Here is a 24,077-nt window from a genome sequence, read left to right as displayed (position 1 = left end):
ACACCAATGCCGACGGATATTTCTGGATAGGGCGATGTTATGAAGCGATGAACGATAATGATAAGGCGGTGGAAAACTATCAACGCGCACTGAGCCTTGACAGAACTTTTAGAGAAGCGGGTGACAGGATAAAACGTCTGCGCAATTCGTAAGACCCTATTCCACTTTCAATTTCCACTATCTTCATAACAAAATTGTATTATGGCATTGATTGCTCCTTCACTGCTCGCCGCTGATTTCCTACACCTTGAGGACGTTTGCAACATGGTAAATCAAAGCCGGGCAGATCGGTTACACCTTGACGTTATGGATGGCCGGTTTGTGCCCAATATCAGCTTCGGGATCCCGGTGATTCAACAGGTTACCAAAATCAATAAAAAAGTCTCTGAAGTACACCTGATGATAGTAGAGCCTGAAAAATATATTCATTCGTTTTATGAAGCCGGTGCCAACACTTTAATCATCCACCTCGAAGCCTGTGTTCATCTTCACCGGAATATTGAGCAGATCAAATCACTTGGCATGAAGGCCGGCGTTGCAGTTAACCCACACACACCGGTAACATTGCTGGACGATATTCTTGAAGACATAGACCTGGTTTGTATGATGAGCGTAAATCCGGGCTTTGGCGGTCAGCGCTTTATATCACGCACGCTTTACAAAATACACCAACTGCGAAGTATGATCAATGAAAGAAATCTGAATGTAGATATCGAAATTGATGGCGGTGTGGATCTTGAGAATGCAAAATCCATCGTTGATGCGGGTGCCAATGTGCTGGTAGCAGGCAGTACAGTTTTTAACGCTAAGGATCCGCTTGAAACTATCAGTAAACTATCGGAAATCAATTGAGCATATCGTTATAACTTTTCATGCATCTGCTCAAGCACAGAGTGTGTGCGGTAATGCCAGCCCGGCGTGCCGGTTGGCCAATCGAACTCATAAACCTCTATCAGATTTTTGAGGATGTCATATCCCTTTTCTGCCTGGCTCCTGTTATAAAAACACTCCACCCATGTGTCACTGATGTCTCCTTTCATGGGCAGGCCGATCCCGCCGTTGTACCACCTGAAGATCTCCGGTAATCCAAGAAATTCAATCACCTTTTTTTTGCGCTTGATATGGTCACGGTAGTATAGTGCGTAAAAACGTATGCAGTCTTTTACTCTCTGACGGATCTCCGTTTCTGTTTCTTTTCGGCCAGGTTTTATCCGCCACAAATTATTCGCCGGATAATACGGGTCGTTTTTCATATCCTGGTGTGCCATGCCATCGGAGCGGTATTTGATCCAGAAACTATCCTTTCCTTCTTTCCAGCTGATGGTGAGGTTCCGTAACGACAGTTCCCTGATACGGTAAGCGCGGATCTGATCATCCCCGTAATTCATTATGATGGTGTTTATCTTGTCGGCGACTACCCGGTGCCAGGTTGCCGGTTTCAAAACGCCCCTGGGGTCTTCCAGCGCCGTTGAATCCGGAAAAAGATTCAACGAGGGAAAAAGCCTGGATCCGTTTCCATCTTTCCAAACCAGTCTGTCATCCGACACAGCTTCCAGGTCATCCAAAAACCAGTGTTGGGCCAGAACCGCTTCCACGTTTGCGCGAAGATGAATCATTGCTGTATCATCTCCCCTGATCATCCGTTCGCGGAAAACGAAATTCGATTTTTTCTTTTTCGAACGCGTGGTTTCAGAAACAGCTGCTTCGTCATTGCACGAAAAGCCGCTAAATGCTATCAGCAGGAACAGGAGGTTTTTCAATTGCCCAGAATATATAGTTTTTTCAAACGGCGCCATGGCAAAATAAAATAGTGCTTTTTCTGTTTTATTATCTTATTTGCACTACCAATAACGTTGTCGAACAGACAATTATGAGATTTCTACCTTTTTTATTTCTGATACTGTTTGTTTTTGATTCGCAGCCGGCCGCCGCGCAGAAAAAGCAAGCCTATATAAACGGAAAAGTAATTGATGTTAACGAAAATCCACTTGGGAAGGTTTCAGTTTCCCTTTTAGGCAAACAGACAGGCGTCCTCACTTCTGATTCAGGCACATTTATAATCTCCGTTCCCTCTGATAAGGCTATTGCCTTGGTGTTTACTTCTGCAGGGTACAAATCCGAGCAACGAAACTTTCTCCTGAGTGCAGGTGAGCAGGAATTTATTACTGTGCGCATGGAACCCGGGGTAGCAGCACTTGATTCCGTGGTAGTGACTGACCAGAGACAAAGGAGGGAGGCAGGCCTGGTGGTATTAAATCCGAAAAACGCCATCAATATCCCGTCTCCGACCGGCGGAATAGAAGGTATGATCAAAGTGTTGGTAGGTTCCAATAATGAGCTGAGTTCCCAATACTCTGTCCGGGGAGGCAGCTATGATGAAAACCTCGTCTATGTGAACGATTTCGAGGTTTTTCGTCCATACCTGGTAAAAAGTGGTCAGCAGGAAGGACTGAGTTTTATTAACCCGGAACTTACGCGTAACGTGAATTTCTATAACGGCGGATTCCAGGCAAGATATGGTGACAAGCTTTCTTCAGTCCTCGATATTCAATATCGTAAACCAAAGCGATTTGGCGGTTCTGCTTATATAGGGATGCTGGAACAGGGGCTTCACCTGGAAGGCCTTACGAAAAACAACAAATTCAGTTATCTTGTCGGCGTGCGTAACCGCACCAACAGAAACCTGCTTTCCAGCCAGGAAACACAGGGTAATTACGTGCCATCGTCTTCGGACCTCCAGGCGCTTCTGACCTACCAGTTAAGCACTACGAGCAGCATAGAATTCCTGGGAAACATTTCGCAAACAAAATTTAAACTTCAACCCGCATTCAGCCAGCTCACATCGTCGGTATTCTCGCCATTGTACACGGCAAATCTTGGCCTTGATATCTATTTTGAAGGAAGGGAAGAAGACAGGTATCTCACGACCATGGCTGGTTTCGCCTATTCTCATCAGCCAAAAAGCAATCTCCGTTTAAAATGGATGCTTAGCAGGTTTGAAAATGAAGAAAGTGAGTCGATTGACATCTCCGGTACCTATCTTTTTGGCGATCGGGAATTTGATAAAACCCAGTCTGACTTCGGGTTGATCACAAACCCACTTGGATCGGGTGTTTACCAGGACTTCGCCCGTAACCGCCTGAATATCGCAGTCTGGAATGCCAGTCACAAAGGATCGCTGGATAAGGGAAATCATTATTTCCAATGGGGACAGTCGGTTGACCGGCAATCAATAAAAGACAAACTGAATGAATGGGAGTTCCAGGATTCGGCGGGTTACAGCCTGCCGTATAACCCGGCCGTACTAAATTTAAATAATGTCATAAAGTCGCAGGCTGACCTTGACCTCACCAGGCTGAGCGGTTATGTGCAGGATAATATTTCTTTCAGCGATTCCTCCGGTCTGAGTATGCAGGCCGGAATACGTTATACTTACAATACCTTAAACAAGGAATGGCTGATATCTCCAAGGGCGGGCCTTGCCTGGACACCATATAATTGGAAAAAAGACGTCATCTTCCGACTCGCAGGTGGCATCTATCAACAGCCTTCTTTTTACCGTGAACTCAGACGATATGATGGCACCGTAAATACGGAACTAAAAGCCCAGAAAAGCTGGCAGGTAACGGGTGGATTCGATCACAGCTTTAAGTATATTAACCGGCCTTTTCGTTTTACCGTAGAAGCTTATTATAAACACCTGTGGGACGTGGTTCCATATGATGTGGATAATGTAAGGTTGCGTTACTACGGAGAAAACAGTGCCAGGGCCTATGCAGCCGGACTCGAAATGCGATTATTCGGGGAGCTCGTAAAAGATGCTGAAAGCTGGGTAAGTCTTGGTTTTATGAGAACCCGGGAGGATATTGAAAATGACCACTATTACGACTATACGCTTGATGATAATAACAAACCGACAGACAGCATAAAGATGGAAGGCGGATGGGTCAGGAGACCAAATGACCGGCTCATCACTTTTGGTATGTTCCTGCAGGATTATCTTTCGACCAACAAAAACTTCAAGGTCTTCCTGAATTTTATATACGGCTCTAACCTGCCTTACAACATTCCCAACAGCGTCAAATACCGGAACGGACTGATCATTGAACCTTATATAAGAGTTGATGTTGGATTCAGCGCCTTGCTGCTCGACAGTGAAAAATCGAACCGCAGAAGTCACAATCCTTTCCGGAACTTTGAGAACATCTGGGCCACGCTGGAAGTGTTCAACCTGATTGACCGCGACAATACCATCTCATACATGCTGATCAAGGACTTCTCCAATACCGTGTACTCGCTGCCCAATCGCCTTACGCCACGTTTGCTGAACCTCAAGTTAATCGCCAGGTTCTGATCGTTCCAGGCGTCTCCTGACTCCCCTGGCAGGTCGCTAAAAAATTTTTCCCGTTCCATCCATTTGCGTTTAAGAAAATTTCTCATCATCTTGTTATGAGGGATGCCTATTCCCAAAACCGTCAGTATTCATCCCAAATCGGGAAGAAAACATTAACCAAAAACCCCATAAACCATTGTATGTCATTTACTTGTAAGCGTGGCACTCTGTTGGCAACATACCCGTCAAACAGGAAACCCAGTGAAAACTTCAGAAATACTTAGCAGGATAAATCAGCAGAAAAACAGCGATTCAGGTAAGGGTAATCCTGGCTTAGAGAACGAAGCAAACAACCCAACCCATACGTCCCAAGAACTCAATCCCGAACCCGAGAAAACGCCTTTTATGATTACTAAAGTAATTGCCAGACCCAACCCATTTTTTACTTCTATTACGCTGGATGTTGTTTGCGAACAAAGCAGGCATACGATCGTGAGAATGTTCGATATGGACAACCGCATCGTGAAAATGTTCAGCTGGTATCTTGTTAAGGGGACCAACGTGACCACCATCAATGAACTCAATTCATTAAGCGGCGGTACTTATTTTGTTGACCTGATAGACTCCGAAGCAAGGGTATTGTTTGCCACCCATTTACGTAAAGAGGTTGGATAAAAAATAAATCACTCCGGCACCATATAGCAGGATCAGCGCGATGATGGGCCAATACCGGTAGATATATCAACACACACATAGCAATCAATAGGTAAAAAGGAGCTGCAGGGCTCCTTTTGTTTTTTTATACGTGAAATAGAATTGCGGGTATTTATCGACATGTTTTAGTTTTGCTGAATGATTCATTTAAGTGTCAACATCAACAAATTTGCAACACTTCGCAACAGCCGCGGGGGAAATAATCCGGACGTAACCAAAGCTGCCGTCGATGCACAACGTTTCGGCGCCGATGGGGTCACTATTCATCCACGGCCCGATGAAAGACATATCCGCTACCAGGATGCGAGGGACATCAAAAAGATCATTACCACAGAATTCAATATAGAAGGCAATTGCCGGGAACAAAAGTTTGTTGACCTTGTCCTTGAAGTGAAACCCGACCAGGTAACACTTGTACCTGACGCCGAAGGACAGATCACTTCCAACCATGGCTGGGATACGATCATGCATGCGGATTATCTCAGGGAAATGACCGGGGTATTTAAATCAGCCGGGATAAGAACTTCCATATTTGTGGATCCTGATCTCAGGATGGTGGAGGGCGCTGCAAAAACCGGGACTGACAGGATTGAACTTTACACTGAAGGATATGCGAGAAACTATCACCGCAACCGGGTGCAGGCTGTTGCTCCATATGTACTGGCGGCGAAAAAAGCTATGGAGTTTAACCTTGGCATTAATGCCGGCCATGACCTTGACCTGGATAACCTGGCCTATTTTGCTGCGGAGGTTCCAGGTTTGATGGAAGTGTCTATCGGTCATGCTATAGTCTGCGATGCTTTATACCTGGGATTTGAAAACGTGATCCAGCTCTATAAGAGACAACTGCAAACCCAACAGTGAGTATTTACACGGTACCTGTAACCGCCACCCGATTATTCAAACTGTGACTTTACCATTATCATTGCAACGAAAGCAATGCTGGCTTTAAGAACAGGCAATTCTAGTTGCAACCGAGCAATTCACATAGTTTGGATTCCAGTTGGGGACCGCGAAGATTTTTACCAACTATCTTTCCATCGGGGCCGATAAGAAAGTTCTGGGGTATTCCCTGTACCCGGTATTTCATGGCCACTTCGTTTTGCCAGAATTTAAGGTCACTTACCTGGGTCCAGGCCAGTTGATCAGCTTTGATGGCTTCGAGCCAGGGTTCTTTTGCCTTATCGAGTGAGACACCAAGCACAGTAAAATTTTTCGACTTAAACTTATTAAACGCCGCTACTACATTAGGGTTTTCCATGCGGCACGGGCGGCACCAGCTGGCCCAGAAATCCAGTAACACATATTTACCTCTGAAAGAAGCCAGTGATACCGGCTTACCGGTAGTGTCATTCTGGGTAAAGGCGATGGCTTCCGAGCCAATCGCACCTACTTTTGATTCTTCAATTTGCTGCTTCACGATTTTCCCATAAAACCCTTGCTGGTACTCTGGGGCTATACTGTTGTAGCGTTTTTCAAGGATCGCAAAGTCCTGTTCCAATTCGCTGGTTACAACCAGTACAAATGCACTAAGAGGTGAAGATTTTTTTTCGGTAATGAATTTGTCAACCGCAGCCTGTATTTTTTTGAACTGGGCAGTGTAGTTGATCATCACCGAATCATTTCTATCGATGGAGGGATTTGAGGAAACCTTTACGTTGAGTTCTGACAGTCTTTTGAATAATGGATTAAATATCTGCTGGAAACTCATGAAGTCATTGTGGATCGGGGATCCCTTAACGGTCAGTTCCTGGATATTGGAAGCGTCACCCGATACAGCAATCTTTTCGTTCCCGATAAAAAGAACGGATTTTTTTTGAGCGCCATCGAAATTAAGCTGCACCAGGTTCGGTTCCTTCATGACACCTTTCAGCACAAATGCCCCTTTCGATATTACCGCCCTGGCCAGGGTATCAGTCGGGTTGTTTATGTCAGTCACGCTTACCTTTGATTGATCCGGAAGCGCTGTTACAGAACCTGTAATTTCAAAACCGGCTCCCGGGCTTTTCTGACCGAAGGTTATAAGCGGGAGAGATAAAATGGCGACAAGAACAAACTTCATATTATCATATTTTGAGACACGAACACATAACACCCATTCCCTGGTTATGTTGCCTGTCAGTGTTTTTTTACTGCGTGACGTTCCTGTAAAACGTTAACAACATCCTGTAAATTATATCCTTTAGCGTTAAGCAAAACCAAATAATGGAACAACAGATCCGCTGATTCGCTCAGGAACAGTTCGTCATTGTTATCCTTGGCTTCAATCACTACCTCAACTGCTTCTTCCCCAACCTTTTGCGCAATTTTGTTGATCCCTTTGGCAAAAAGGCTCCTTACATAAGAGTTTTTATCCTCGCTGTTTTTACGGATGTTGATGATGTCTTCCAGCTGGTACAGGAAGTCATCGGGATGATTTTTCTCGCTCCAGCAGGTATCGGCGCCTGTATGACAGACCGGGCCCGTCGGGACGGCCTTGATCAGGAGCGTGTCCTGGTCACAATCGCCCGATATTTCTTTCAGATTAAGGAAGTTCCCGCTTTCTTCACCCTTTGTCCAGAGACGTTTTTTGCTGCGGCTATAAAAAGTCACCTTTCCCTCTGACATCGTTTTTTTCATGGACTCTTCATTCATGAAGCCAAGCATTAAAACCTTGTGGGTGCGGTAGTCCTGGACTATAGCAGGGACAAGGCCGTCAACATATTTTTTGAAGTCTATATTTAGCATGCTTGTGATGTTATTATGCCTGATCGAAAGCGTCCGGGCCTTAATTATTGAAGGTGCAGCCCGATCCCCTTTATACAGGACGGATGCCGATTCCTTCTTTTTGCAAATATCCTTTTAATTCCGGAATTGAAATCTCCTTAAAATGAAATATGCTGGCGGCAAGAGCAGCGTCGGCCTTAGCCTGTTTAAATACATCAGTGAAATGCTCCATAGCGCCACCACCTCCGGAAGCTATAACGGGGACGGACACCTGCTCCCCCACCCTGCGGGTTATGTCGAGTGCAAATCCTTTTTTTGTGCCATCGTGATTCATAGATGTGAGCAGAATTTCTCCTGCCCCCAGTGATACAGCCTGCTTCGCCCAGTCGATACAGGTGGTTTCCGTTTTTATTTTACCTCCGTTGAGATATACATACCATTCTCCGTCATCTTCCTGCCGGGTATCTATAGCCAGCACCACGCACTGGCTGCCGAATTCCCTGGCGAGTTCATAAACCAGCTTTGGGTTGCGAAAGGCCGCCGTGTTTACAGAGATCTTGTCTGCTCCATTCTGTAAAAGAACCTGGACATCTTCAATGCTCCCGATGCCGCCACCGACGGTAAAAGGGATATTAATATGATGAGCGATGCGGTTAACCAGCTCGCTCAGCGTTTTACGTTTTTCATTTGTCGCTGTGATATCAAGAAATACCAGTTCATCAGCGCCTTCCCTGGCGTACAGTGAGCCGAGTTCAACCGGATCACCGGCATCCCTTATGCTTTCGAAATTGATCCCTTTGACGGTTCTTCCGTCACGGATATCAAGACATGGAATGATACGTTTTGCCAGCATAGGATCAGATTACAAATTTTAAGTCTTCAAGCCGTATATGTCCTTCATAAATAGCCTTACCAACAATTGCGGCCTTACAACCGATATCTTTTAATTGGTCAAGATCTTCCATTGAGCTGACGCCACCACTTGCTATCAGGTCAAGATTAGGAAACTGGGTGATGATCGTAGTATATAATGAAAGCGAAGGACCTTCAAGTTTGCCGTCTTTGCTTACATCCGTACAGAATATTTGTTTTACGCCATGCTCAAGATATTTCTGGATAAAATCATAGATCCAGATATTGGTCGTTTCGAGCCATCCTCCTACTGCTATTTTTTCATTTTTCACATCTGCACCCAACAAAAACTTGTCAGCCCCGTAATGTTTCAACCATCTCACAAATTCTTCTTCGTCTTTCACTGCTATGCTTCCGACAGTTGCCATAGCCGCACCAGAGCTCAGTACAATGTTTACATCATTAGCGGTCTTGATGCCACCACCGAAGTCTATAACCAGTTTTGTTTTTGCTGCAATTGTTTCCAGCACCTTCCAGTTTTTAACTGCCCCTGCTTTTGCGCCGTCCAGGTCAACGAGGTGTAGTCGCTCTACTCCTGCATCTTCAAAACGCAGAGCCACTTCCAGGGGCCTTTCATTATAAATTTTTTTCTGGCTGTAATCTCCTTCCGTGAGCCTGACACATTTCCCGTCAATAATATCTATGGCCGGTATGATTTGCATGAATTGATTATTTAGATGCTGATCTTTAAAAAATTTCTGAGAATCTGTTCGCCTGCATTTGCACTTTTCTCAGGGTGAAACTGAACCCCGTAGAAATTATTTTTTTGAAGGGCAGAGCTATAAGGCGTTGTATAGTTTGTAGTCGCGATGGTATCACGACCAAGGGGTGCATAATAGCCATGCACAAAATAACAAAAGGCATCTTCCGGTACCTGTTCGAAGAGCGGACTGTTCAGATCGTAAATATTGTTCCAGCCAACCTGTGGCACTTTCAGATCCGGCAAGCCATCCTGGAACTTTTTTACCTTCTCATCGAAGATCCCAAGGCAATCGGTTTTGTTTTCTTCGCTGTATGTGCACATCAGTTGCATACCAAGGCAGATCCCAAGTACGGGCTGTTCCAGGCTTTTTAGTACTTTATGTAATCCGCGTTCGCGGAGATATTTCATTGCGGAACTGGCCTCTCCTACACCAGGGAAGATGACCCTTTCAGCCCTGAATATTTCATCATGGTCATCAGTCACTTTTGCTTCTACGCCGATACGCTCAAGGGCATATAAAACGGATTGTATATTACCCGCATTATATTTTATGATAACAAGACTCATTGATTTATTATTACTATGATAGGTTAACAGATGGAGCCGTTGGCTTTCCGATTACACCTTCCAAAAAGGCGGCGGTAGTTTCTTTTACCTCGCCCGTTTTTTGGAGAGCGCTGATATATGCTGAACCAATTATGGCACCGTTTGCGTGGCTGCATGCAGACTCGAAGGTTTGCCTGTCCTTGATACCAAAGCCGACGAGGATAGGATTCTTCAACTTCATTTTCTGCAGGCGCACCAGGTAGGCTTCCACATCATCCATCTTTTTATCGGACCCTGTGGTAGAGGATGATGATACTGCATAGATAAACCCGGTAGACAACTCGTCAATTTTCCTTATCCGTTCTTCGCTGGTTTCAGGCGTGATCAGAAAAATAAAATTCAATCCGTATCTCCGGACCATCGCGCCATACTCGGATTCATATTCATATATCGGAAGATCAGGAATAATCAACCCATCGACGGCTACTGCAGCTGCCTGCTGACAAAACCTCTCAAACCCAAATTGCAGAACAGGATTCATATATCCCATCAATATAACGGGAATGTGTACCTGCTGCCTGAAACCCCTCAGCTGATCAAACAGTTTAGTTATGGTCATTCCGTTTGCAAGGGCAACACTGCTGCTTGCCTGGATCACCGGGCCGTCGGCCAGGGGATCACTATATGGCATGCCGAGTTCTACGATATCAGCACCACCTGCTTCCAGCGCCATCATTACTTCAACTGTACTTTCAGGAAGTGGAAATCCGGCGGTACAATAAACATTCAGGATGTTTTTTGTTTTTCGCTGAAATAAAGATTCGAGCCTGTTCATTTTATATTTTGTTTTTGTCAGTCAACTAAAACTCTGCCATCCTAAGGAGGGCGGGTGCAAATTTACTGCGGTTGTACGACCCGGCCGCAAGGCAAGCTCCGGTCCTACCCAATATGGTTCATATAAGTAGCCATGTCCTTATCGCCCCGGCCGGAAAGACAGATCACCACGCGATCGCTTTCTTTGAATGATAATTTGCGGAGAGCCATAAAAGCATGAGCTGACTCAAGGGCCGGGATGATCCCTTCCGTTTTTGCTATCTCGAAAGCCATCTCAAGGGATTCATCATCCGTTGCACTGAGGAACCGGCCACGCCCTGAAACAAAAAGGTTCGCATGCAGTGGTCCGATGCCCGGGTAGTCAAGTCCCGCGGAAATACTATGAGGCTCCACAACCTGCCCGTCATCAGTTTGCATAACCAGGCTTTTGCTTCCATGTAATATGCCTGCTTTTCCAAGCTGGGTTGTTGCAGCACTCATACCCGAAGTGATGCCGTGACCTGCAGCTTCTACCGCAATCAACTCTACCTTCTTCTCATCGAGGAAATGATAAAATGTGCCGGCAGCGTTACTGCCTCCACCCACGCAGGCAATTACATGTGTTGGTAGCTCCGAGCCTGTTTGCTCCTTTAGCTGCCACCGTATTTCTTCGCTGATAACGCTTTGAAATCTTGCTACCATATCCGGGTATGGATGTGGACCAACTACACTACCGATAATATAATGTGTATCCGAAGGATTATTGATCCAGTCCCTTATTGCTTCATTAGTGGCATCTTTTAAGGTCTGGCTCCCGCTGGTGGCAGGTATCACCTTTGCACCAAGCATTTTCATCCTGGCTACATTTGGTGCCTGGCGTTCGATATCGCGGCTACCCATGTACACGATACACTCAACATTTTTTAATGCGCAAACGGTAGCCGTTGCCACGCCATGCTGACCGGCACCTGTTTCGGCAATTATCCTTTTTTTACCAAGCTTTTCCGCAAGCAGGATCTGGCCAATCGTATTGTTGATCTTATGTGCCCCGGTATGACAAAGATCCTCCCGTTTAAGATAAACCTGTGTCTTGTAATTTTTACTTAAGCGCTCAGCAAAATACAGCGGCGTTGGTCTGCCCACATAATCTTTAAGCAGTGCGCGGAATTGTTTTTGAAAAGATTTTTCCTCGATGATATCAAGGTACCGGCTACGTAGTTCCTCCACATTGCGATGAAGCATTTCAGGAATGTATGCCCCACCAAAATCGCCATAATATCCTCTTGTATCCGGTTGTTGAAAACTCACACTCTTTGTACTCATACTAATCGTTTTATTAAATGACTCCGGGCCCGGACTTTAAATAGTTTTTACCAGACTGATGTTATACTCGATTTCAGGGTCAGGCCTGTGAACTATGGCAGCAGGACCGGCATCCCTGTTTCCGTTTTGTCGGTTAAAGTTTTGGGGTTAAGATCAAACCGTTTATTATCCGTCCTTCGGGTCAGCAGGTGTATCCAGTAGCAGTTGTAAAAATTTTAAGTCGAGCCAACGTCCGAATTTAAATCCTACTTCCCTGAAATGGGCCACTTCCCTGAAACCAAATTGTTCATGCAGTTTAATACTTTCAATATTTGCGGCTTCTATACCAGCAACAATGGTGTGCATATTCATCGTTCTGGCTGATTCAATCAACGGTTGCAGTAATTTTTTCCCTATTCCCCTGCCACGAAATCTGCTATCTACATATACTGAATTTTCAACTGAATACTTATAAGCCTGCCAGGCCCGAAACCAGCCAATAGTACTGAACCCGGCAATCACGTCGTCTTCCAAAGCAACAAAAACCGGGAAACCCTGCTCCTTTTTTGTTTCGAACCATTCTTTTCGCATTGCTGGTGTATGAATGGTATATTGAAAAACTGCAGTCGTATGAATGATTACATCATTATAGATCTCCAGTATAGCCGGTAAATCTTCATCAGATGCCAATCGGATTGTGATCATACAAACATTAGCCGTTTAATTTTTTTGCAAATTCCCGCAGTTTATCCATGTCTTTTACGCCCGGGCTGGTTTCAAACTTGCTGTTCACATCAATGGCAAACAAAGCTTTACCTGCAGGTTCCGTTTCAAATTGCTTAAGCTTTTCTTCATCTCCCGGTTCAATACCCCCACTGAGAAAAAAAGGTTTTCCAATGTTTTCATCCTTTATCAGGTTCCAGTCAAACTTTTTTCCGGTTCCCCCGTAGCCCGCACCTATTGTATCAAACATGAACATATCACACATCTCCATATAAGGGCGGATCATCCATTGAATATTATCATTGTCGCTTAACCGGAATGCCTTCACCACCGAAACATAATCTGCAATCTTTTCACAGAACTTAGGGGTTTCATCGCCATGCAACTGTACCATCTGGAGACGACATTCGTCAACCATGTGTAACACTTCCTCAGCACTGGCATTCACAAAAACACCCACTTTATTGATGTTGTTCTCTTTCCTGATCTGGGTTGAGGTCATGTATTTGAAAACATACCTGGGGCTTTTTGGATAGAAAATAAACCCGGCAAAGGTCATTCCCATTTCCGCCAGCTGATCCACTTGTTCGGGTTGTGTCATCCCGCAAACTTTTATTCTCATAGTGAGGGCTTTTTAATTGACGGTATATGCTGGCAGGCAACCGGCTTTCAACTAAGTTAATTACTCCTCAACAATGTAACGAATTGTTCAAAAGCGGCACCGGGATTTTCCTGTTTCATAAAGTTTTCCCCGATCAGAAATCCACTAAATCCATTCCTGCGAAACAGGCGGATGTTTTCTACGGTGCTGATACCGCTTTCGGCAATTTTTATTTTATCTGATGGAATCTTTGCGGCCATTGCCAGGCTGCGGTCAATATCAACATCAAATGTTTTCAGGTTACGGTTATTGATACCCACGAGATCAATCTTGTCACAGATATGTTCAAGTTCGGATTCATCATGCAATTCCAACAACACTTCGAGCCCGATCAGTACCGCGAACTCCGCCAGTTGTTTCACTTCCAGCGGCGACAAACAGGCTGCGATAAGCAAAATGGCGTCGGCACCCATTGCTTTTGACTCCACGATCTGGTATTCATCAATAATAAAATCTTTACGAATGATCGGCAGATTATTCACTCTTGCTCTTACAAGATCATTTGGACTTCCACCGAAAAAATGTTCATCTGTTAACACCGATAAAGCTGAGGCACCGTTTCTCGTGTATGCTTCTGTCACATTAACTACATCCGCCACCTGGTTGATATTTCCTTTTGACGGAGACTTTCTTTTGAATTCAGCTATAATCCCGGTTTTTGACGGATCGAGCAAAGACTCTTTCATTGACAATACCTGCCTGGTGAAATATTCGCTTTGTTTTACTTCATCAACAGGTATCAGTTTTTGTTTTTCTGCTACTTCAGTTCTTTTCTGCTTTATGATCGCATCTAAAATGTTCATTGATGTTCCGGTTTTCTATTATTTGGTTTTTATATAGGTTTCAAATGTAAACTATAAGCCGGTTTGGCCGACGTAGTCAGGCTTGCTATTGCAATGCGATCAGTTTATTAAAACATTCAAAAGCCCGCCCGCTTTCCAGGCTTTGTACCGCTGCATTATAAGATGATTCATAGTCCTTGTATTTACCTGTACAGGATAGCGCCATTGCCGCGTTGGCAATAACAACAGCATTCTGCGCCCATGAACCTTCTCCTTTCAGGATCTTTACAAAGATCCTGGCAGCATCTTCCGCTGTATTACCCCCATAAATATCCATCGCAGAAACAGACCTTTTGCCGAGTTGTTCGGGAGTCATCACCCTTTCGCCCTGATTTGTGATAACCTTGGTATCATTTGTCAGCGAAATTTCATCATAGCCATCGAGACCATGAATGATGGTAAACGACCTGCCGGTCTGCTGTAAAAGATAATTATAGATCCTTGCCATCTCCAGGTTGTAAACACCCACCAACTGGAAAGCAGGTGCCGCCGGATTTACCATTGGTCCCAACATATTAAAGAACGTCCTGATGCCCAGGTTTTTCCTGATGGGCCCGACAGCCTTGAGTGCAGGATGAAAAAGGGGTGCATGCAGGAAACAGAAGTTTGATTCTTCGATTTCCCTTTTTAGTTTGTCCGGACGATTTTTGAGCTGGTATCCCAGTAATTCCATCACGTTTGATGCGCCGCTGATTGATGTGGCTCCGTAGTTCCCATGTTTCGCTACCTTTTGACCCGTGCCGGCAACTACAAAACAAGACAAAGTGGAGATATTGAATGTATTTTTTCCGTCGCCACCGGTACCTACAATATCCATGGTCTCATATCCATTAAGATCTACACTAACACATAACTCAAGCAAAGCATCCCTGAATCCTTCAAGTTCCGCTATCGTTATACTCCTCATCAGGAATACCGTTACAAACGAAGTAATCTCCGTTTCATTATACAAACCTTTCGATATGTTGACCAGAATGTCTTTAGCCTCGGCCCTTGAAAGCGTTTTGTGTTCGAAGAGATATAAGAGTATTTTTTTCACTATATGTTGTATTAAGTCAGTGTTTCAGGATGCATAATAACCGGGCATTACTGCCGGAGCCAGTTCCTTATAATCGTTTCACCGGCCGGCGTAAGCACCGATTCCGGATGAAACTGCACACCCTGCACGTCATAGTTCTTGTGTTGCAAGGCCATTATATAATCCAGGTCATCTACTGCGGTTATTTCCAGTTCCTTTGGAAAGTTTTCCGGTGATACCACCCAACTATGGTAGCGACCTACTTCGAGAGTTTCACCCAGTTCATCGAAGAGCCTCGACCTGACCTGTTTTTTTAACCTGATCGGAGTAGCGACGCCATGATAAACGGTCGACAGGTTGATCAGCGACCCACCGAAAGCCTGGCCGATTGCCTGGTGGCCAAGACAAACACCCAGGATGGATTTGGAAGCAGCATATTCCCGGATCACCGGCAATAGTAACCCCGCCTCTTCGGGAATACCCGGGCCCGGTGATAAGATAATTTTATCGAAGCGGTTGATATTCTCCAGCGGTATCTGGTCATTACGAAAAACCTCCACCTTCGTATGCGTGATCTTCTCAACAAGGTGAACCAGGTTGTAGGTGAATGAATCGTAATTATCAAAAACAAGAATCTTAGTCACAAAAACTATTTATAGGTTTAATTTTTCAAATAAAGATGCAGTGACCTGGCATCGATGCAGTGAGCTCGTATCATGAAATCTCCGCTGCCGCAATGATCGCCTTCTTCAACGCACCAAGTTTGTTGTTCACTTCCTGTAACTCACTCTCCGGTTTACTTGCAGCCACCACCCCGGCACCCGCCTGGTAAAACAGGGTATTATCGCGGCTCAGAAAACTCCGGATCATGATGGCATGATTACAACTGCCGTCAAATCCCATAAAACCGAGGCAGCCGCCATAATAACTGCGCTGCGTGGGTTCGTATCCATCAATCAGTTCCATAGCTTTAAACTTGGGAGCACCGCTAAGGGTTCCCGCGGGAAATGTTACTGCCAGCAATTCAAATGGATTTGTATCCTTTCGCACCGTACCCGTCACCTCTGAGACAAGGTGAATAACATGCGAATAATACTGAACCTTACGGTAATAGTTAACCGAGACGTCATCACACAGGCGGCTAAGGTCATTTCTTGCGAGGTCGACCAACATCACGTGCTCCGCATTTTCCTTGGCATCTGCAAGTAACAATTCTGCCATCTCCTGGTCCAGTGCATCTTCGCCTGTTCTTTTGAATGTGCCGGCGATCGGGTGCACAACGGCGCGACCATTCTGAATGATCAGCTGTGATTCAGGTGAGGAACCCATCAGCTTATAATCACCATAATCAAAGAAAAATAAATAGGGTGACGGGTTGATATTGCGGAGCGCACGATAAACATTAAACTCATCGCCGGTGAACGACTGCTGGAACCTGCGACTGAGCACGATCTGAAAAACATCACCTCTCAGGCAACTCTGTATTCCTTTCTCCACCATCTCAATATAATCGGCATCCTGCATGTTGGAGGTCTCCGCATTTTTGGGGCGGAAAGGATATACCGGCACATCACGACTCCTGATCAGGGATTCAATAACAGCCACATCAGATTCCAGCCCTTTTATTTTGTTCTCGCAAATGAACAGTTCATCTTTGAAGTGATTGATAACGATAACGTACTGGTACAACCGATACCTCATCAAAGGGATGCTGTTGATACCTTCTCTTTTCTGAAACTTTACCGAATCGAAATATTGAACTGCGTCGAAGCTGGTATATCCGAATAAGCCCTGCCCGGCTCTTACCGGTTTATCAGCAGCCGGTACAATTTCAAAATTTTGCATGAAATTCCATACAAGACCAGCCACGGTTGCATTTTTTTCTAAGGACTGTTTCCGGGGTACATCGCCGGGGAATTTGGTCTCGACCTTATTATCCGGTGTGATCTCGATACCGGCAATGGCGTTGATGCAGATAAAGGAGAAGCTGTTTTCGGCAACATGAAAATCGGTGCTTTCCAGGAGGATGGTGTCGCGGAAACGGTCCCTCAGGCGGAGGTAAATGCCAACGGGTGTGTGGACGTCTGACAAAATTTTTTTATACCCTGTGTCTATCGCAATCCTCTTCATAAACGGATAAAATTGTTAATGGCTGTAAATAAAAAAACCCCGAGGAGTACCCGGGGCTTAATATGTTATATATAACACAGTAATAGCATTACCTGCCCCGATTGGAGTTTGTATGCCACCACCACTGTTGATTATTGACCTGATTATTCATTGCCCGGCAAAGATGTGGGAGAATATTGAAAATTGCAAATTTATTTCCTCCTACGTAGTACGGGGGCACACTGGTGGGTTGATTAATAGAAAGATGGTTCTGCCCCCGTACTACTTCGGCGGACACGGTCCTCCTACGTAGTACGGGGGCGAGCGGGAAGGTTGTGAAATAGCAAGAGACTTGTGCCACCGCACTACTTCGGCGGACGCGGTCCTCCTACGTAGTACGGGGGCAAGCGGGAAGGTTGTGAAATAGCAAGAGACTTGTGCCACCGCACTACTTCGGCGGACGCGGTCCACCTTTGTGATACGGTGACAAGCGGGATTGTGAAATAGTAAGAGACTTCTGCCCCCGTACTACGTAGGCGGGCGCGGTCCACCTTCGGAGTACGGTGGCAAGCGGGAAGGTTGTGAAATAGCAAGAGACTTTTACCCCAGTACTACTTCGGCGGACGCAGTCCACCTACGTAGTACAGGGGCAAGCGGGAAGGTTGTGAAATAGCAAGAGACTTCTGCCACCGCACTACGAATGAGGACGCGGTGCTTATGGTTGTGGGCGTTTGTGAAGATTTCATTCGTATATTTCATGAACGATCAAAATTGCTGCTAAACATGCTAACGACTGAAAGGCTGGTAACATCAAAACCTCAGGCATTGATTTCCTCCCAGAGACTGCTTTCGCTTGACTTTTTGAGGGGGTTTATTATGGTACTGCTTGCTTTGGAAAGTACAGGCTTATACGGACAACTGGTCAATGCCACGGAAGGTTCGGCCATAAATAATCTGCTGATACAATTTGAACACCATCCATGGAACGGCCTGCGATTCTGGGACCTGGTTCAGCCGGGGTTTATGTTCATAGCGGGAACCGCGATGGCTTATTCTATACATAGCCAGCAGGCCAGGGGCGTCAGCTGGGGAACCTCATTCCGTAAAGCCCTCAAAAGATCAGGCTGGCTCTTCTTCTGGGGAGTACTTGATTATGCGGTGAAAAAAAACGGGCTGGCCTTTGAACTATGGGATGTACTTACCCAGCTGTCATTTACAACACTGGTTGCTTTCCTGATTTTTAACTGGTCGTTCAGGGCCCAGTTGCTCGTTTGTATCGGGCTTTTATTGCTTACAGAGATATTATATCGTTTCACCAATATACCCGGGTTCGACCAGCCCTTCGTTGACCAGCATAATTTTGGCAATTGGATGGATCTGCAGCTGATGAACAAGATCAACAGGGGCGGATGGGTGGCCATCAATTGTATTCCTACCGCGGTTCATACCATCGCAGGGGCTATGGTGGGAAAAATATTGCTGGGTAACCAGAAAAAAGTTGCCCCTTTGTTTATTGCAGGTGCGGTATGCCTTGTAGCCGGCTACGGACTGGACCTGGCAGGTATAACGCCAATCATCAAACGAATTGCAACCACTTCCTTCACCCTGGCCTCACTAGGCTGGTGTTTATGGGCACTTGCGACCTGTTACTGGTGGATCGACATACTTGATCACAAAAAATACCTGAAGTTTTTTACGATAGTCGGAATGAATTCTATTTTCATCTACCTCTTTTTCGAGATCGTTGGATCAAGATGGTTCAACGGCTATGTGGCAGCCATCAGCAATGGCTTAATGTCTCTCATCAACACCCCCACCCTGCTGATGAATGTTATTACCTGCCTCCTGATCTTTACCCTCGAATGGTTAATTTGCTATTTTCTGTACCGGAAAAAGATTTTTTTCCGGGTCTAAACTCAAAACTCACTCCAAACTCACTCATCCCTCATAACTCATCACTCTCCACTACATTCAAATCGTTCCCTTGGTAGAAGGAAGATAATTACTCAACGGGTCGCGTTTTACGGCCATGCGTATAGCCTTAGCGAAAGCCTTGAATATTGCTTCGATCTTATGGTGTTCGTTTTCACCTTTGCATTCTATATTCAGATTGCATTTTGCCGCGTCCGAAAAAGACTTGAAGAAATGAAAGAACATCTCAGTCGGCATTTCGCCGATAAATTCTCTTTTGAATGAAGCGTCCCACACTATCCAGTTGCGACCACCGAAATCGATCAGCACTTTTGCTTCGGCTTCATCCATAGGAAGGGCAAAACCATATCTTTCCATCCCACGTTTGTCAGCCAGTGCCTGCGCAAACGCCTCTCCCAGTGCTATGCCCGTATCTTCAATAGTATGGTGTTCATCGATATGAAGATCACCATTGGTACGAATAGTAAGATCCAACTTTCCATGGCGGGCGATCTGTTCAAGCATGTGATCAAAAAATCCGATACCGGTAAAGATCTTTGCTTTGCCGGTTCCATCGATATTCAACTCAATCTTGATCTGGGTTTCATTGGTGTTTCTTTCATGCACCACCTTACGAAGACCAAGGCGCAAAAACTCATACACCTTTTTCCATTCGCTGGTCTCCAGCGCCACAACGCCATTCAATTCATCGGATTTATCTTTTATCTCTCCTGAGCCCAGGTTCGGATCATTGTTCAGCCAGATTGCCTTACAGCCGAGGTTTTTGGCAAGTTGAACGTCGGTGATCCGGTCACCTATCACAAATGAATTTTCAATATCGTATTCATCGTTATTAAGATAAGCAGTCAGCATACCAATGTCCGGCTTGCGCGTCGGGGCTGCGTCTGCAGGAAAGGTGCGGTCGATGAGTACATTACTAAAATGAATGCCTTCACCCGCCATTGATTTCATGACGAGGTTATGCAGCGGCCAGAAAGTCTCCTCAGGGAAAGAAGCTGTACCCATACCATCCTGGTTAGTAACCATCACCAGTTCATAGTCAAAATCACGGGCAATCATCCCGAGATATTCGAATACATGCGGATAGAAGGTCAGTTTATCAAATGAGTCAAGCTGGTAAGTTGGCGGAGCCTCATTGATGATTGTGCCATCACGATCTATAAATAAAATTCTTTTCATTGTTAAGCTTTAAGACTTGTGTGATTTGATGGTTGGTTCATAAACGAATTTATAGCTGATACCAGGGTAGCATTTTCGGCTGCGGTACCAACCGTGATGCGCAAACATCCCTCACATAAAGTTACGTTACTGCGATCCCTTACCACGATTCCTTTTGTTAACAGGAATTCATAAAGCGATCTTGCGTTGCGGATTTTGACAAGCAGGAAGTTGGCGTCTGAAGGATAGATCTTTTCAACACCATCGATGAGTTCCAATGATTTTCTTAAGACTTCCCGCTGTTCGACTATATCCCTGATCATCTGGTTCACCTGTTCCACCTCCTCAAGGGATTTCAACACCAGCTCCTGTGATGCCTGGTTGATATTGTAAGGTGGTTTGATCCGGTTCATCACTCCGATTATCTCCGCTGAAGCAAAGGCCATCCCAACTCTTAGTGCCGCCAAACCCCAGGCTTTGGATAATGTTTGCAGGATAACCAGGTTTGGATAATCGCTTAGTTCCTGTGAAAAGGATCTGAATCGAGAGAAGTTGATATAGGCTTCATCCAGTACCACGAGACCAAAATAATTGTTCAGGATAATTTCTATATCACTGCGATCAATCGCATTGCCGGTGGGATTATTCGGAGAGCAGATAAAGATCATTTTTGTGTTGTCATCCACCGCTGCTTCGATAGATGGAAGGTCCAGTTGAAAATTAGGCAGTAAAAGCACTTTCTTAACCTTCACATCATTGATATTCGCGCTCACCTCGTACATACCATAGGTTGGAGGGCAGATAATGACATTGTCTTTGCCAGGATCGCAGCAGGCCCGGTACAGGATATCGATACACTCATCGCTTCCGTTGCCCAGGAATATGTTTTCAGGTGACAAGGCTTTTATCTCACCGAGTCTTGCTTTCACTTTTCGCTGCAATGGATCGGGGTAACGGTTATACCAGCGTGTCAGCGGCGAACCAAAACTATTTTCATTGGCATCGAGATAAACACTGGCTTCACCACTGAACTCGTCCCTGGCAGAGGAATAGGGGACGAGCTTTTTAATATTTTCCCGAAGTATGTTGTTGAGATCGAAACTCATTATTGATTATTTATTATTTCATCTGCTGAGAACTTCAGGCCGATGAAATTTGTTGTAAGTAGGTTTGATGTTGAAAGGATGAAGATCAGGCATCATGATGCTCGAGCCTGATGGTTACCGCCTTTGCATGAGCGTCCAGGCCTTCGGCCTCCGCCATAACAGTAACCGCGTTTCCTATCGCTTTCAAGCCATCAAATGACAGTCGCTGAAACGTGATCTTTTTTACAAAACTATCGACACTCACGCCACTATAAGCCTTTGCGTAACCATTTGTTGGCAGGGTATGGTTCGTACCACTGGCATAATCGCCAACGCTTTCGGGTGACCATGGCCCGATAAAAACAGAGCCCGCATTTATAACTTTTTCAGCCATGGTTCCGGCGGATGCACAATTCAATATCAGGTGTTCAGGAGCATAAAGATTCAATACTTCCAGCGCTTCGGTTTCATCCCTTACCAGTAAAATTTTACTGTTTTCCAATGCCTGCTGCGCGATGGATTGCCTGTTAAGCTTCACCAACTGCTCCTGCAGTTGTTTGGTTGTTTCTTCCACCAGCGAAACTGCATGGGTGACCAGGACAACCTGGCTATCGGGCCCATGCTCCGCCTGCGATAAAAGATCGGCGGCAACAAAAGCAGCTTTTGCTGACTCATCTGCATAAACTGCCACTTCACTGGGACCGGCAGGCATATCGATGGCCACACCGTGTTGCTGGACCATTTGTTTAGCCAGCGTTACATATTGGTTGCCGGGACCAAAAATTTTTGAAACCCGGGGAACCGATTCAGATCCGAAAGTCATGGCAGCAATGGCCTGCACTCCGCCAAGCTTGAATATCCTGGTGACACCGACAAGTTTTGCCGCATATAAAATTGCAGGATGGATCGTTCCGTCTTTTGCCGGAGGTGAGCAAAGGATTATTTCGCGGCAACCGGCAATGACTGCAGGTACACCGAGCATAAGAATCGTAGAAAACAATGGCGCGCTGCCCCCGGGTATATAAAGACCTACACTCTCAATCGCAACTGACTTGCGCCAGCATGTTACACCAGGCATAGTATCCACCGTCTCCGGAGATGCGACCTGGCTAAGATGAAAAGTTTCAATGTTCTTTTTTGCGAGGGCAATGGCCTGTTTCAGATCTTCGCTGACCATGGCCTCTGCCTCAGCTATTTCAGTGTCACTGACTGCTAAATCGGAAAGTTCCACGCCATCGAATTTGGCTGTGTATTTTAGTAAGGCCTCATCGCCTTCTTTCCTGACCTTTTTGAGAATCTTATTTACCTTTTTCCGGAGTTCCTTTTCAGGCAACGATGGCCTCTCGAGGATTGCGGGCCAGTGTTCACGTACCGGATATTTATATAGTTTCATCAGCTGACTTTTATCAGACGGGTTAAAGAATCATTTTTTCAATCGGGATAACAAGTATTCCCTGCGCACCGGCGTCTTTTAATTTTTCGATGATATCCCAGAATTCGTTTTCACTTAACACACTGTGCACACTGCTCCACCCGGGTTCCGCCAGGGGCAACACCGTCGGACTCTTCATGCCCGGCAACAACGAGATAATTTCCTGGACCTTACCGTTCGGTGCATTCAACAAGATGTACTTATTGTTTTTTGCCTTTTTAACGGCCCTGATCCTGAAAAGAAACTTATCGAGGATCTGCTTTTTTTCCGGTGACAGATTGGGGGTATTGATCAGCACTGCTTCTGACCGAAGCACGGTCTCCACTTCTTTGAGACCGTTCATAAACAAGGTTGACCCGCTGCTTACCAGGTCTACAATGGCATCTGCGAGGCCAATGCCCGGGGCAATTTCAACCGAACCACTGATTTCATGGATTTCCGCGGTGATCCGGTTTTCATCGAGGAACTTCTGGACGATCACGGGATAGGTTGTCGCAATTTTTTTATTCCTCAAATATTCTATACCTGAATAGTTTTCGGACCTGCTAACGGCAATGGACAAGCGACACTTACCGAAACCCAGGTGTTCGATTACCTCTATATTTTTGTTCTTTTCGTAAACAACGTTCTCCCCTACAATCCCGATGTCAGCGACTCCGTCTTCAACGTATTGAGGAATATCATCATCCCGCAGAAAATATATCTCCATTGGAAAATTATCTGCCTCTGTCTTCAGCTTATTCACACCATTCTTGAGATCAATGCCGCAATCTTTTAACAACTTCACAGAGTCGTCATTTAACCTGCCTGATTTCTGAATCGCAATTCTGAGTTTTGTCATCATATCTGTTTTGGGTTATGCCACCTTGGTGTTCATCGTGAGGCATAAAATAAAAAAGGCTTACAACCTGTAAGCCCAATGGTTTTAGTATAAACAAAACACGCCTGGCCTACCCCTTAAGGTAAACATGGTGGTGATGGATATATAATGCGTTGTTCATATGCGTCGCAAAAATAACAGCAAATCCGGTTACACCAAAAAAAAATTAATCTGCAAACATAAAATAGCCAAAATCTCAAGGACAGGA

At 45.3% G+C, this 24,077-nt stretch carries 24 protein-coding genes; 6 read left to right on the top strand and 18 right to left on the bottom strand.

Annotated features, from left to right (window positions below):
• Both ACX0G7_RS22935 and rpe read left to right on the top strand, forming a co-directional pair.
• On the top strand, positions 1-152 hold a 152-nt coding region (locus tag ACX0G7_RS22935; protein WP_458925866.1), incomplete at its 5' end, for a tetratricopeptide repeat protein.
• Positions 153-201: 49 nt separating this feature from the next.
• Positions 202-852 (top strand): ribulose-phosphate 3-epimerase, encoded by a 651-nt coding sequence (gene rpe, locus ACX0G7_RS22930; protein ID WP_458925864.1) that lies wholly within the window; start codon positions 202-204, stop codon positions 850-852.
• Positions 853-860: 8 nt separating this feature from the next.
• Here the strand turns inward: rpe and ACX0G7_RS22925 are convergent, their stop codons facing one another.
• Positions 861-1,760 carry a hypothetical protein gene (locus ACX0G7_RS22925; protein WP_458925863.1) on the bottom strand — a complete coding sequence of 300 codons (900 nt, stop codon included), beginning with the start codon at positions 1,758-1,760 and terminating at the stop codon, positions 861-863.
• 110 nt (positions 1,761-1,870) lie between these two features.
• On the opposite strand from ACX0G7_RS22925, the gene ACX0G7_RS22920 reads away from it, so the two are divergent.
• The 3 genes from ACX0G7_RS22920 (at position 1,871) to ACX0G7_RS22910 (ending at position 5,911) form a co-directional block, all read left to right on the top strand.
• Complete coding sequence (locus ACX0G7_RS22920) at positions 1,871-4,354, top strand: TonB-dependent receptor (RefSeq protein WP_458925862.1); 2,484 nt, start codon at positions 1,871-1,873, stop codon at positions 4,352-4,354.
• 240 nt (positions 4,355-4,594) lie between these two features.
• Positions 4,595-5,008 carry a hypothetical protein gene (locus tag ACX0G7_RS22915; RefSeq protein WP_458925861.1) on the top strand — a complete coding sequence of 138 codons (414 nt, stop codon included), beginning with the start codon at positions 4,595-4,597 and terminating at the stop codon, positions 5,006-5,008.
• A gap of 177 nt (positions 5,009-5,185) precedes the next feature.
• On the top strand, positions 5,186-5,911 hold the full coding sequence (locus tag ACX0G7_RS22910) for a pyridoxine 5'-phosphate synthase (RefSeq protein WP_458925860.1): 726 nt from the start codon (positions 5,186-5,188) through the stop codon (positions 5,909-5,911).
• Positions 5,912-6,011: 100 nt separating this feature from the next.
• On the opposite strand, the gene ACX0G7_RS22905 is transcribed toward ACX0G7_RS22910, so the two are convergent.
• The 13 genes from ACX0G7_RS22905 to ACX0G7_RS22845 form a co-directional block, all read right to left on the bottom strand.
• A complete protein-coding gene (locus ACX0G7_RS22905) occupies positions 6,012-7,109 on the bottom strand; it encodes a redoxin domain-containing protein (RefSeq protein ID WP_458925859.1) in 1,098 nt (365 codons plus the stop codon).
• A 56-nt stretch (positions 7,110-7,165) separates the two neighbouring features.
• A complete protein-coding gene (hisIE, locus tag ACX0G7_RS22900; protein WP_458925858.1) occupies positions 7,166-7,774 on the bottom strand; it encodes a bifunctional phosphoribosyl-AMP cyclohydrolase/phosphoribosyl-ATP diphosphatase HisIE in 609 nt (202 codons plus the stop codon).
• Positions 7,775-7,844: 70 nt separating this feature from the next.
• Positions 7,845-8,606 carry an imidazole glycerol phosphate synthase subunit HisF gene (hisF, locus tag ACX0G7_RS22895; protein WP_458925857.1) on the bottom strand — a complete coding sequence of 254 codons (762 nt, stop codon included), beginning with the start codon at positions 8,604-8,606 and terminating at the stop codon, positions 7,845-7,847.
• Positions 8,607-8,610: 4 nt separating this feature from the next.
• Positions 8,611-9,327, bottom strand: coding sequence for a 1-(5-phosphoribosyl)-5-[(5-phosphoribosylamino)methylideneamino]imidazole-4-carboxamide isomerase (gene hisA, locus ACX0G7_RS22890; RefSeq protein WP_458925856.1), 717 nt, complete (start codon positions 9,325-9,327; stop codon positions 8,611-8,613).
• 11 nt (positions 9,328-9,338) lie between these two features.
• Positions 9,339-9,935: an imidazole glycerol phosphate synthase subunit HisH gene (gene hisH, locus ACX0G7_RS22885; RefSeq protein WP_458925855.1), complete on the bottom strand. Its 597-nt coding sequence runs from the start codon at positions 9,933-9,935 to the stop codon at positions 9,339-9,341.
• 13 nt (positions 9,936-9,948) lie between these two features.
• Positions 9,949-10,749: a tryptophan synthase subunit alpha gene (gene trpA, locus ACX0G7_RS22880; RefSeq protein ID WP_458925854.1), complete on the bottom strand. Its 801-nt coding sequence runs from the start codon at positions 10,747-10,749 to the stop codon at positions 9,949-9,951.
• Between the two features lie 104 nt (positions 10,750-10,853).
• Entirely contained in the window at positions 10,854-12,050 is a 1,197-nt protein-coding gene (gene trpB, locus ACX0G7_RS22875) for a tryptophan synthase subunit beta (protein WP_458925853.1), read from the bottom strand.
• A gap of 165 nt (positions 12,051-12,215) precedes the next feature.
• Positions 12,216-12,734, bottom strand: a complete 519-nt coding sequence (locus ACX0G7_RS22870; RefSeq protein ID WP_458925852.1) for a GNAT family N-acetyltransferase — start codon at positions 12,732-12,734, stop codon at positions 12,216-12,218.
• A 7-nt stretch (positions 12,735-12,741) separates the two neighbouring features.
• Positions 12,742-13,374, bottom strand: coding sequence for a phosphoribosylanthranilate isomerase (locus tag ACX0G7_RS22865; RefSeq protein WP_458925851.1), 633 nt, complete (start codon positions 13,372-13,374; stop codon positions 12,742-12,744).
• A 56-nt stretch (positions 13,375-13,430) separates the two neighbouring features.
• Positions 13,431-14,216, bottom strand: a complete 786-nt coding sequence (trpC, locus tag ACX0G7_RS22860) for an indole-3-glycerol phosphate synthase TrpC (RefSeq protein ID WP_458925850.1) — start codon at positions 14,214-14,216, stop codon at positions 13,431-13,433.
• An 85-nt stretch (positions 14,217-14,301) separates the two neighbouring features.
• Positions 14,302-15,294: an anthranilate phosphoribosyltransferase gene (gene trpD, locus ACX0G7_RS22855; protein ID WP_458925849.1), complete on the bottom strand. Its 993-nt coding sequence runs from the start codon at positions 15,292-15,294 to the stop codon at positions 14,302-14,304.
• Between the two features lie 47 nt (positions 15,295-15,341).
• Positions 15,342-15,917 carry an anthranilate synthase component II gene (locus ACX0G7_RS22850; RefSeq protein WP_458925848.1) on the bottom strand — a complete coding sequence of 192 codons (576 nt, stop codon included), beginning with the start codon at positions 15,915-15,917 and terminating at the stop codon, positions 15,342-15,344.
• 70 nt (positions 15,918-15,987) lie between these two features.
• Positions 15,988-17,403 carry an anthranilate synthase component I family protein gene (locus tag ACX0G7_RS22845; RefSeq protein WP_458925847.1) on the bottom strand — a complete coding sequence of 472 codons (1,416 nt, stop codon included), beginning with the start codon at positions 17,401-17,403 and terminating at the stop codon, positions 15,988-15,990.
• Between the two features lie 762 nt (positions 17,404-18,165).
• Here ACX0G7_RS22845 and ACX0G7_RS22840 point away from each other — a divergent pair.
• Positions 18,166-19,296, top strand: a complete 1,131-nt coding sequence (locus ACX0G7_RS22840; RefSeq protein ID WP_458925846.1) for an acyltransferase family protein — start codon at positions 18,166-18,168, stop codon at positions 19,294-19,296.
• A gap of 57 nt (positions 19,297-19,353) precedes the next feature.
• On the opposite strand, the gene hisB is transcribed toward ACX0G7_RS22840, so the two are convergent.
• From hisB to hisG, 4 genes are all read right to left on the bottom strand, one after another.
• Entirely contained in the window at positions 19,354-20,493 is a 1,140-nt protein-coding gene (hisB, locus tag ACX0G7_RS22835) for a bifunctional histidinol-phosphatase/imidazoleglycerol-phosphate dehydratase HisB (protein ID WP_458925845.1), read from the bottom strand.
• A gap of 2 nt (positions 20,494-20,495) precedes the next feature.
• The gene (hisC, locus tag ACX0G7_RS22830; protein WP_458925844.1) at positions 20,496-21,578 is read right to left on the bottom strand and encodes a histidinol-phosphate transaminase; all 1,083 of its coding nucleotides are present in this window, start codon (positions 21,576-21,578) and stop codon (positions 20,496-20,498) included.
• 85 nt (positions 21,579-21,663) lie between these two features.
• Positions 21,664-22,950: a histidinol dehydrogenase gene (hisD, locus tag ACX0G7_RS22825; protein WP_458925843.1), complete on the bottom strand. Its 1,287-nt coding sequence runs from the start codon at positions 22,948-22,950 to the stop codon at positions 21,664-21,666.
• Between the two features lie 22 nt (positions 22,951-22,972).
• Positions 22,973-23,830, bottom strand: coding sequence for an ATP phosphoribosyltransferase (hisG, locus tag ACX0G7_RS22820; protein ID WP_458925842.1), 858 nt, complete (start codon positions 23,828-23,830; stop codon positions 22,973-22,975).
• Positions 23,831-24,077: the final 247 nt, after the last annotated feature.

The sequence above is a fragment of the Flavitalea antarctica genome (genome assembly GCF_054461535.1).
Note: the sequence above shows the minus strand (reverse complement) of the source record. Positions and strands in the feature narration are given on the sequence as shown.

Coding starts and splice junctions, on each gene's coding strand:
- rpe (WP_458925864.1), top strand. CDS start 202: ATGGCATTGATTGCTCCTTCACTGCTCGCCGCTGATTTCCTACACCTT.
- ACX0G7_RS22920 (WP_458925862.1), top strand. CDS start 1,871: ATGAGATTTCTACCTTTTTTATTTCTGATACTGTTTGTTTTTGATTCG.
- ACX0G7_RS22910 (WP_458925860.1), top strand. CDS start 5,186: ATGATTCATTTAAGTGTCAACATCAACAAATTTGCAACACTTCGCAAC.
- ACX0G7_RS22905 (WP_458925859.1), bottom strand. CDS start 7,109: ATGAAGTTTGTTCTTGTCGCCATTTTATCTCTCCCGCTTATAACCTTC.
- hisIE (WP_458925858.1), bottom strand. CDS start 7,774: ATGCTAAATATAGACTTCAAAAAATATGTTGACGGCCTTGTCCCTGCT.
- hisF (WP_458925857.1), bottom strand. CDS start 8,606: ATGCTGGCAAAACGTATCATTCCATGTCTTGATATCCGTGACGGAAGA.
- hisA (WP_458925856.1), bottom strand. CDS start 9,327: ATGCAAATCATACCGGCCATAGATATTATTGACGGGAAATGTGTCAGG.
- hisH (WP_458925855.1), bottom strand. CDS start 9,935: ATGAGTCTTGTTATCATAAAATATAATGCGGGTAATATACAATCCGTT.
- trpA (WP_458925854.1), bottom strand. CDS start 10,749: ATGAACAGGCTCGAATCTTTATTTCAGCGAAAAACAAAAAACATCCTG.
- trpB (WP_458925853.1), bottom strand. CDS start 12,050: ATGAGTACAAAGAGTGTGAGTTTTCAACAACCGGATACAAGAGGATAT.
- ACX0G7_RS22870 (WP_458925852.1), bottom strand. CDS start 12,734: ATGATCACAATCCGATTGGCATCTGATGAAGATTTACCGGCTATACTG.
- ACX0G7_RS22865 (WP_458925851.1), bottom strand. CDS start 13,374: ATGAGAATAAAAGTTTGCGGGATGACACAACCCGAACAAGTGGATCAG.
- trpC (WP_458925850.1), bottom strand. CDS start 14,216: ATGAACATTTTAGATGCGATCATAAAGCAGAAAAGAACTGAAGTAGCA.
- ACX0G7_RS22845 (WP_458925847.1), bottom strand. CDS start 17,403: ATGAAGAGGATTGCGATAGACACAGGGTATAAAAAAATTTTGTCAGAC.
- ACX0G7_RS22840 (WP_458925846.1), top strand. CDS start 18,166: ATGCTAACGACTGAAAGGCTGGTAACATCAAAACCTCAGGCATTGATT.
- hisB (WP_458925845.1), bottom strand. CDS start 20,493: ATGAAAAGAATTTTATTTATAGATCGTGATGGCACAATCATCAATGAG.
- hisC (WP_458925844.1), bottom strand. CDS start 21,578: ATGAGTTTCGATCTCAACAACATACTTCGGGAAAATATTAAAAAGCTC.
- hisD (WP_458925843.1), bottom strand. CDS start 22,950: ATGAAACTATATAAATATCCGGTACGTGAACACTGGCCCGCAATCCTC.
- hisG (WP_458925842.1), bottom strand. CDS start 23,830: ATGACAAAACTCAGAATTGCGATTCAGAAATCAGGCAGGTTAAATGAC.